9 protein-coding genes are annotated in these 9,087 nt (G+C 40.3%); 8 read left to right on the forward strand and 1 reads right to left on the reverse strand.

Features of this window, described 5'->3' with window-relative positions; all coding sequences use genetic code 11:
• The first annotated feature begins 1 nt into the window (after position 1).
• The 3 genes from cntE (at position 2) to AC0YN6_RS27810 (ending at position 2,490) form a co-directional block, all read left to right on the forward strand.
• Positions 2-1,201 (forward strand): staphylopine family metallophore export MFS transporter CntE, encoded by a 1,200-nt coding sequence (gene cntE, locus AC0YN6_RS27800; RefSeq protein WP_475751132.1) that lies wholly within the window; start codon positions 2-4, stop codon positions 1,199-1,201.
• Between the two features lie 265 nt (positions 1,202-1,466).
• Entirely contained in the window at positions 1,467-1,955 is a 489-nt protein-coding gene (locus AC0YN6_RS27805) for a hypothetical protein (RefSeq protein WP_475751133.1), read from the forward strand.
• 112 nt (positions 1,956-2,067) lie between these two features.
• Entirely contained in the window at positions 2,068-2,490 is a 423-nt protein-coding gene (locus AC0YN6_RS27810; protein ID WP_475751134.1) for a Fur family transcriptional regulator, read from the forward strand.
• A gap of 33 nt (positions 2,491-2,523) precedes the next feature.
• Here the strand turns inward: AC0YN6_RS27810 and AC0YN6_RS27815 are convergent, their stop codons facing one another.
• The gene (locus AC0YN6_RS27815) at positions 2,524-3,513 is read right to left on the reverse strand and encodes a CobW family GTP-binding protein (protein WP_475751136.1); all 990 of its coding nucleotides are present in this window, start codon (positions 3,511-3,513) and stop codon (positions 2,524-2,526) included.
• 638 nt (positions 3,514-4,151) lie between these two features.
• Between AC0YN6_RS27815 and AC0YN6_RS27820 the strand changes: the two genes are divergently transcribed.
• The 5 genes from AC0YN6_RS27820 (at position 4,152) to AC0YN6_RS27840 (ending at position 8,923) form a co-directional block, all read left to right on the forward strand.
• Positions 4,152-5,369, forward strand: coding sequence for a GTP-binding protein (locus AC0YN6_RS27820; protein WP_475751138.1), 1,218 nt, complete (start codon positions 4,152-4,154; stop codon positions 5,367-5,369).
• A 37-nt stretch (positions 5,370-5,406) separates the two neighbouring features.
• Positions 5,407-5,556 (forward strand): 50S ribosomal protein L33, encoded by a 150-nt coding sequence (gene rpmG, locus AC0YN6_RS27825; protein WP_475751139.1) that lies wholly within the window; start codon positions 5,407-5,409, stop codon positions 5,554-5,556.
• 118 nt (positions 5,557-5,674) lie between these two features.
• Entirely contained in the window at positions 5,675-6,697 is a 1,023-nt protein-coding gene (locus AC0YN6_RS27830; protein ID WP_475751141.1) for a permease, read from the forward strand.
• A gap of 14 nt (positions 6,698-6,711) precedes the next feature.
• On the forward strand, positions 6,712-7,731 hold the full coding sequence (locus AC0YN6_RS27835) for a TIGR03943 family putative permease subunit (RefSeq protein WP_475751143.1): 1,020 nt from the start codon (positions 6,712-6,714) through the stop codon (positions 7,729-7,731).
• Between the two features lie 646 nt (positions 7,732-8,377).
• A complete protein-coding gene (locus tag AC0YN6_RS27840) occupies positions 8,378-8,923 on the forward strand; it encodes a GNAT family N-acetyltransferase (protein ID WP_475751144.1) in 546 nt (181 codons plus the stop codon).
• Positions 8,924-9,087 lie beyond the last annotated feature (164 nt).

Here is a 9,087-nt window from a genome sequence, read left to right on the forward strand (position 1 = left end):
TGTGAGTAGAGCTATGTCTTGGCCTTTTCTGCGATTGTATATGCTGGCTCTTCTTTATTTTTGTGCCAATTCGATATTGAATGTTATTATCCCTTTACAGGGGGAAACATTAGGAGCCAGTAGTACTACCATTGGTTTGATCATGGGGGCGTACATGTTTACAACCATGTTCTTTCGACCATGGGCAGGTCATATCATTCAAAAGCATGGACCGATAAAAGTGTTACGCCTTATTCTTATTATCAATGGTTTTGCTTTAATTCTATATACGATTACTGGATTAGGGGGCTTTTTAGTTGCCCGTATTTTACAAGGGATGTCGACAGCTTTCTTTTCAATGGCATTACAGATAGGCATTATTGATGCACTACCAGAGAAGGAGCGATCTCAAGGCATTTCATTTTATTCTTTGTTTACATATATACCTGGCATTTTTGGCCCCATATTGGCGTTAGGCATTTGGAAAACAGGGGGTATGGATTCCTTTACGGTTGTTATAATAGCAATTGCCATCTTCACTGGTGTGTTTGGCTATAGTGCCAAAATGGAAAATGGAGAGGATCAGCCTCCTACAATTCATACTGAGCAGGGAGTGAGTATGTTTCAGTCATTTAGTCAGTTAGTTAAAAACCCGTTTCTTTTTAAATGCAGCGTATTGATGTTAGTTGCTTCAATTGTATTTGGAGCTATTACAACCTTTTTACCACTGTACGCTACGCAATTAAAAAGCGGCAATGCTGGAATTTATCTAATGCTGCAGGCGGGTACCGTTGTCTTTGCTCGTTTTGCTTTAAGAAAAAAAATTCCTTCAGACGGTAAATGGCATTCATCATTTATCATAGGGACTATGCTTCTTTTAGCAATAGCGGCACAATGTGTAAGCTTTTCAATTAAAGGGGGAGCTATCTTTTTCTATGTTGGTGCAATTTTAATGGGAATAGCTCAGGCACTTCTCTATCCAACGTTAACAACGTATTTATCCTTTGTTTTGCCACAGTTGAATCGTAATGTGTTAATTGGTTTATTTATTGCTATGGCTGATTTAGGTGTATCCCTTGGTGGCATCATTATGGGACCGATTGCTGATTTTTCCTCATATTCTTTTATGTATAGTATTTGTGCTGTCTTAGGTGTGGCAATGATCATTTTTGCCTGTGATCGACGAAAATTATTTGTAAAGATGGAACAGGGAGAATTATGACAATTTTCTAAGGATGACGCGCTAGATTATATGATCGTCTTTTTTCTGCGCACCATAGAAGAGTGCGTGCGTAGGGGCTCGTTAAAGAGAAAATTTCGTACACATTGGACCAGGCGCTGTTGCCGGAAGCAGAGATGGATGGCGATTGGCGTTCATTAAAGAATCCTCTGCCGTCGTTATAGGGCAGAAAAAATGGCAAACAACGTAGGAAGATTTCGTATACTTACGGTGTTTGCCTTTTATTTCTCATGAAGGAGAGAAAAACATGGCTTACAAGAGTTTCAGTGATGAATCTGAGATCGTTATTAGCGTACATTCCGATCAACATTGGCAGCGTCGGGAGAAAGAATTGGTTCATTGGGTGCGGCGTTCCAAGCCAAGACGGAACGACAAACAAACCGTGTCATTTGGTAATGTAGAGATTGACGCAGAGCTCCTGCCGGCACTAACCCTTTTCAAACGAATACAAGTTCAAACCGAGTTTTCCTGCGCTGGTGTTAGTTTGCTGGATGAGCCGGAGGTTCACTCGCTGTATGCCTACGTTACCTTGATTTCCTCAGAACAAGCAGAGAGGCTCGTTAAGCTCGCTATGAAGATCATGAAGCACCGTTTACTCGTGACCTATGAACCATCCCGAAACTGCTACGATCTTTCTTCGTTTTATATCGGGCATAATCGTTCTTTCTGCTATTTGATACAGCGTTGTGCCGAAGTCTGTTATCTGCACGAGAAAGGAATGGATAAATATGGATAACGAAAGAAATTTAGGAGCGTTAGGAGGACATTAACTATATGACGAATTTTTCATTTATTGTTACAATAGTAAATGGATTCACTTTTGCGAACAAGAAGGGAACGAACAATAAATGAACAAGATCAGCAAGGTATCTAATATGGTCGAGACCATGTCAAGGAATGGCTTGCGCGTAACGGAACAACGGAAGAAATTAGCTCAAATATTTGTTGAACATGAGGGATACTTGTCGCCCAAAGACGTGTACGATCAAATGTGCGCACACTACCCGAGCGTTAGCTTCGACACTGTTTATCGCAATCTACGTATGTTAAGCGAAATGGGCGTACTGGAGCATTTTTATTTTATGGAAGGCGGGTTGAAGTTTAAAGAAAATTGTTCTACCCAACATCATCACCATCTAATTTGCGTCAATTGCGAAAAAACATTGGCATTTGAGTTTTGTCCAATGGACCAGGGGTTGGATCTGCCCGGGGACTATAAGATATTGCGCCATCGCTTTGAAGTGTATGGCGTTTGCGAGACATGTCAGTAGCAATAATTGACTGTCTCCGGGCAGGAGTTCATCTTATGTGAAGATAGTATTCCAGTCATCAGTGAGCTTTTTCTTATTTATCTGCATGCCGATGACGACAAGGTAGGGCTTACCGGGATAGGAAGATTGTTCCCAGGTGATTCGATTCCCGGCGAGTTGCATTAACATGACATATTCTGCAGTTCGAATATATCCTTTGGCACGAATCAATTGCTGGCCAGAGTGCATTAGAAAGTGTTCCAATTGTCCCTTGGTTATTTGCCCTGCCTCAGGAATCGTAAGCGTTATCGACTGGACCTGGGAATAGGAATTTCTTGCACTAGCATTAGCTTGCATTTGGCGTATCTGTTGTCCTTCTTCGATAGACGTAACCTGTAGGTGTTGCGGGGATAGCTCAATTCTGTTTGCGACAGGCTGAATATCCGCAATCAACCTAGCGATATCGACCCGACTCTGAACGGTATAAACAATAATTGCTTGTTCATTTTGTTTTCGAACGACCTTTTCGATCTTCTCCAATTTCTGTGGACGAACCAAATCTGTTTTGTTCACGATTATGAGATCGGCGACTTCAATCTGGTCGCGAAGCGTTCGTACCAGTAGACGGTCGGATGAAAATATACTATTGTAATCCAACACGTTCTCGGCATCCAATAAAGTGATAATAAGCTTGGATTGAATGTCCTGTTGAAAGCTCTCCGTAATAACCATGGCGATTTCTTTTGGATTTGCGACCCCGGTTAATTCGATTAAGATAACATCGGGTCGTTGTTGAAGCAACATCCGAAGGCTATTGGAAAGTTCCCCCTTCTTGTTGCAGCATACGCAGCCATCTAACAATTTCTCGACCGGGATTTGCGAGTGCTCATCTATTATTTGACCATCAACGTCTTGCCCACCTAACTCATTCATCAAGATACCGGGTCTTAACCCCTGTTTTCTTATCTCTTCCAATAATTGAAGAAGAAGCGTTGTTTTGCCGCTACCCAAAAAGCCACTTAAAATATATGCTGGAATTTTCATGAATAACATCCTTTCGATATCATTTTGTACTTGGACGGGAATCAATAAGTAAGTATACGCTTCTATTATACGTAATTATTACTAATAAATCGATAGTAAGAAAAGCATATGTCAGCCCTAGTACCAATTTACTTGATTCCGATTTCTTAGGAAGCGATAATATATTGGATTACCTCACAGAGTCCGGCAAAAAGCCAACGGTTGTAATGAATTAGTTTGGTGACATTAATGTAGACAAGCAAATCGTAAACCAGAATGTTCCAATGTCAAAAATATTAAGCGATTGTATTTGCTGTACTAGTAGTGGGGGATGCAGGGCTAACCATTTATGAGCTTTGTCGGAACCATAATCTTGACATTATCATTATAGAACCAACCGGGGCAGCTAATTCTCTAGATATTATCAATAGCGGTACGGACTCTTGTTATTATTGAAAGCAAAGCTTCGGAAAATTAAACATTATTGACGCTCCCATTTTATGACTGCCATTGACTTTCTTATTCGTAAACATTACTATTATATATAGTAATGTTTACGATCAATTGATTCCTTGCTGTTATAAGTTAATTAGTGAATCATAGATATAGATCGTAATTTTTACAAATTATTTCAGAGAGACACGTTAGGAGTGCAAAACATGAATGATAATAATAAAATTCCCGTTACCGTTTTGAGCGGATATTTGGGAGCCGGTAAAACAACGATCTTAAATCATGTATTGAACAATCGTGTAGGGATGAGAGTTGCGGTTATTGTGAACGACTTGAGTGAAGTGAACATTGATGCGGATTTGATCCATGAGGGCGGCGGACTTTCCCGCACGGATGAAAAACTTGTCGAAATGTCCAACGGTTGCATTTGCTGTACGCTCAGGGAAGACTTGCTGAGAGAAGTAGAGAGATTGGCGAAGGAACAGCGATTCGATTATATACTGATTGAATCGACAGGAGTAGGTGAACCTGTTCCAGTCGCCCAGACGTTTACTTATATCGACGAAGAGCAAGGCATTGACTTAACTCAATTTTGCCGACTGGATTGTATGGTAACAGTAGTGGACGCTTACCGTTTTTGGAAAGACTTCTCTTCGGGCGAGACGCTGATGGATCGCAAACAAGAAGTGGGGGAGACCGACACCCGAGAAGTGGTCGATCTGCTAATTGATCAAATTGAATTTTGCGATGTGCTCGTACTTAACAAATGCGATAGAGTCGAGGAAACGGAATTGCAGGAGCTGGAATCGGTGCTTCGGAGTCTTCAGCCTCGTGCCAAAATTATTCGTTCTTTTTTCGGACAAATCAATGCTTCAGAAATTCTGAACACCGGTTTGTTCGACTTTGATGAGGCAAGTACGTCGGCTGGCTGGATGCAGGAAATGTCGAAGGAGCATCATGTCCCGGAGACGGAAGAGTATGGAATATCATCGTTCGTCTATGATAGGAAACGTCCTTTTCATCCAGAGAGGTTAATGAAATGGATGAGCGAGTGGCCGATTGAAGTCGTTCGTGCCAAAGGGATGGTATGGCTCGCAACACGTAATGAAATGGCGCAAAGTTTTAGCCAGGCAGGTCCCTCCATTCAATTCGGTCCAGCAGGACTTTGGGTTTCAGCACTTCCCGAAGCAGAGCGAGCAGCAGCTATGCGTGAAGATCCGAAGATTGCGGATTACTGGGACGAAAGATATGGCGACAGAATTAATAAAATTGTATTTATTGGGCTGTCCATGGATCGACATATATTATCCGATGAACTTGACGGTTGTTTGCTAACAGATGAAGAAATGGGAATGGAGTGGTCCGGATTGAAGGATGAATTCCCTAATCATACTGATGTACAGTTAGAGGACCAGTTACAATGACGAAGCATTCGTTTAAATGGGAAAGGAGGGAGACAAAATGAGAGTCATCATTACACTCGCTTGTACGGATTGTGGAGATCGCAATTACACGACAACAAAGAACAAGCGCACACAAACGGCAAGACTAGAATTCAGAAAGTATAGTCCGCGCCTTAAGAAGTACACCATTCATAGAGAAACACGTTAAACAACTATAGGGCTGTTCTCTTCGGAGTGCAGCTTTGTTTAGTTAAATTGATGAATTGGACAACCTTTGTTATTATGCTATTATATGTAATTTTTACAGTCAGGTGCGTGAATGATCCTTGAAACCTACCTCATCTCCAACTACTTGGAAGATAAATACGGCTTTTATTGCTTTAATAGCTGCAATTTTTATCATTGCTGTCACTCCAGGACTTTTAGATGTAAATGCGTTTCTTCAAATAAAAAAAATGAATGTGTTTAAATCGATGTTAATCAGTATTGTATTAGAAGCCATGCCGTTTCTTCTTCTGGGTGTTATTGTTTCTTCCCTGATACAGGTTTTTATACCTGAATCCTGGATTCGACGGATTATTCCTAGTAATCCTTTCCTTGGTGTAGTCATAGCTAGCTTGCTTGGCATCATTTTTCCAGTATGCGAGTGTGGTTTAATCCCAGTAGTGCGCCGGCTAGTTGCCAAAGGTATGCCATTGTATGCCGGAATCACCTTTATTCTAGCTGGACCAATTGTCAACCCGGTCGTTTATTCTGCAACGTTTGTCGCATTTCGAAGTAGACCTGAGATGGTCTATACACGTTTGGGAATGGCTATTGCGGTAAGTGCAGTTATTGGGCTTATCGTTTACTTTTTTATCAAAAAGAATCCGATGAAACACACGAAGGAAACGTTAACTGTAGAACCCTATTCAGATAAGTCCCATCATGTCCAACGGGGTAATAAGATTGAGGGGGTGATCAAGCACGCTGGCGGTGAGTTTTTCGATATGGGGAAGTATCTTATTCTTGGTTCGATCATTACAGCTTGTATACAAACGTTCGTTCCGCGTACGGAACTTGTAAGTATTGGTCAAGGAGAATTCGCATCACATTTCTTTATGATGGGTTTTGCTTTCATTCTATCGCTTTGTTCGACGTCTGACGCTTTTGTTGCCTCATCGTTTATGAGTATCTTTTCAGCGAGCTCGCTACTGACATTTTTGGTCTTCGGACCTATGCTTGATTTTAAAGGTACGTTAATGCTGTTGTCTATTTTCAAAGCCAAATTCGTCTTATTTCTAGCCATTGCCATATCGATCACTGTGTTGGTTGGCTCCCTGGTTATTGGACCTATTTTCTTATGGTAAGAGGAGGTGTTCTCATGCATGAGCATCGAAGCTTGGCTCTGCATTCTTTCATTCGTGCAGTTATCTTAGCTGGGTTTTCCTGCTACATCGCTTATTTGGTTAAAATTGACAAGATACAATATTATATTGTGCCGCGTATGATCCCTTATGTCAAATATGCAGCTGTAGCACTATTCATTCTGGCCGCTTATTTTACTTATAAAGCGATACAACAGGATAATGAGAATACATCAACCGAAGAAGACTGCGATTGTAGACATGATCCGCCAAAATCGGTTTTCAAGAGTATCTTGATGTATGGTTTGTTTGCAGTCCCCTTAATAGTTGGTTTCGCGCTTCCGCACAAAATAATGGGAAGCGATGTCGTGGCTGTAAAAGGGATGAATTTAAATGGTTCTATTGTTCAGCAAGCACAACAACCGGCTTATCCTGAACCAACTCTCGAATCGATTCCCTCCACGCCAATTATGGAGCAAAATTCATTATCGGAATCGTCGAGAGTAGCTACCCTGGTTAAACCTACTGAAAAGAACGAAACCGATGGCTCCGATGAAGACGTTGAGGACTCTCAGTTGGACGAGTTGTTTCCTACGGACGAATACAACATGGAAATTGCGGAGCTTGGGAAACGAATATATAAGAAAGAAGAAATCCAGATCAAAGAAGAGGGATTTCTAGAAATGCTCACGGCTCTAGATATGTATAGGAATAACTTTATTGGAAAAGAAATTGTCATTAGCGGATTCGTCTATCGGGAAGAGGGTATCGATACTAATCAATTTATCGTCTCCCGAATGGCGATGCAGTGTTGTTCAGCCGATGCTTCGCCATATGGCTTTCTTGTGAAATCAGCTAGTGGCAGCAGTTTCGAGAACGATACTTGGGTCACACTAACTGGAATTATTGGACTTACCGAATTCAATAGCAACGAAATTATTGAATTGGAAGCTCGAAAAATATCAAAAATGGATGTGCCTATTAGTCCATATGTTTACCCGTATTTTGGTGATTACTATGAGCTCGATATAGATTGATGATAGCGCTGCCGATAATGGACTGTTACGTGAAAAGTGAAGAAAGCCAAGGCTTACGATTAGCCTTGGCTTTCTTCTTATACTTTAATGTGAGATACTGCATCCTCCAGTTTGCTGACGATCATCTGTAGTTGAACGGATATACAGGGGGAATCGTTTAACGTTATAAGTTCTTGTTCTTTAACGATACATGTTCTTGTCCTACGACAATAAGGACAAAAATGTCGACGGACAAGAACATACAACCTTACAGAACTACGCTCAGCGTGGTTTTTTTATTTTGTGGATATATGTTCTTGTCCTTTGTCGAGAACAAGAACATATATCCATTTGTCGATTTTGGACAAGAACTTAGGATCACCGATAAATTACCTACATAACTGTCGGATGACAAGAATATGTACCTATTGCCGATGAGCTATTTATCAAGTGTTCGGCTTATTTCGCAATAAAACCAAAATCAACTACACAGATAAAAAAAGGACTTTCCATTTATTTAGTGCTCTTTTTCAATTAATATTAATGGTTTTTGAAACTATGTTCTGCAGGCCATTGAGCTAACGGGCAAATTAGTCGAAGAGGAAAAACATAGTCCCCTTCAAAATAAATATGATAAAATACAAAACAAACCATTTGGAGGAGAACAATGTTTATACATAAAATTGATGAGGACTTATCTTTAAAACTCATAGAATTAAGGGATGGAGAAAGAGTTTTTGAATTAATGAATAAGTCAAGAAACTATCTAAGAGAATGGCTCCCTTGGTTAGATGCTACAACAAAACTTGAAGATACAACAGAGTTTATCAAACTATGTTTAAAAGGTTTCGCTGAAAATAATAGCTTGAATACAGTTATATTATTTAGAGACGAAATAGTCGGAGTTGCAGGATTCAATAGTATAAATTGGTCAAACAAAACAGCATATATAGGTTACTGGCTTGGAGAAGAATTTCAAGGAAATGGAATTGTGACCAAGGTGGCTAAGGCACTGAGCGAATATGCTTTTAGTGAGTTAAACTTAAATAAAGTTGAAATTAGGGCTGCGGTAGGGAATAAAAAAAGCAGGAGTGTTCCTGAAAGATTGAACTTTGTTAACGAAGGATGTATTAGACAAGCAGAATGGTTATATGACCATTATGTTGACCACATTGTATATGGAATTTTGGTAGAAGAAAGGAATGAAAAATAGCCAAACATCAATTCAACTAACGGGACACGATAGTGGAGGAGCTCGCTTGGTGGCAGCTCCTTTTTTTGGTTTATTTAACGGGTAAGAAAATGGAGTGATTTGTTTGTATTAATAGTTCAATATGGTGTTAGAATTAATCCGTAAAGCTTGGGTTTCTCTTTTGT

The sequence above is a fragment of the Paenibacillus sp. J22P15 genome (assembly GCF_056269345.1).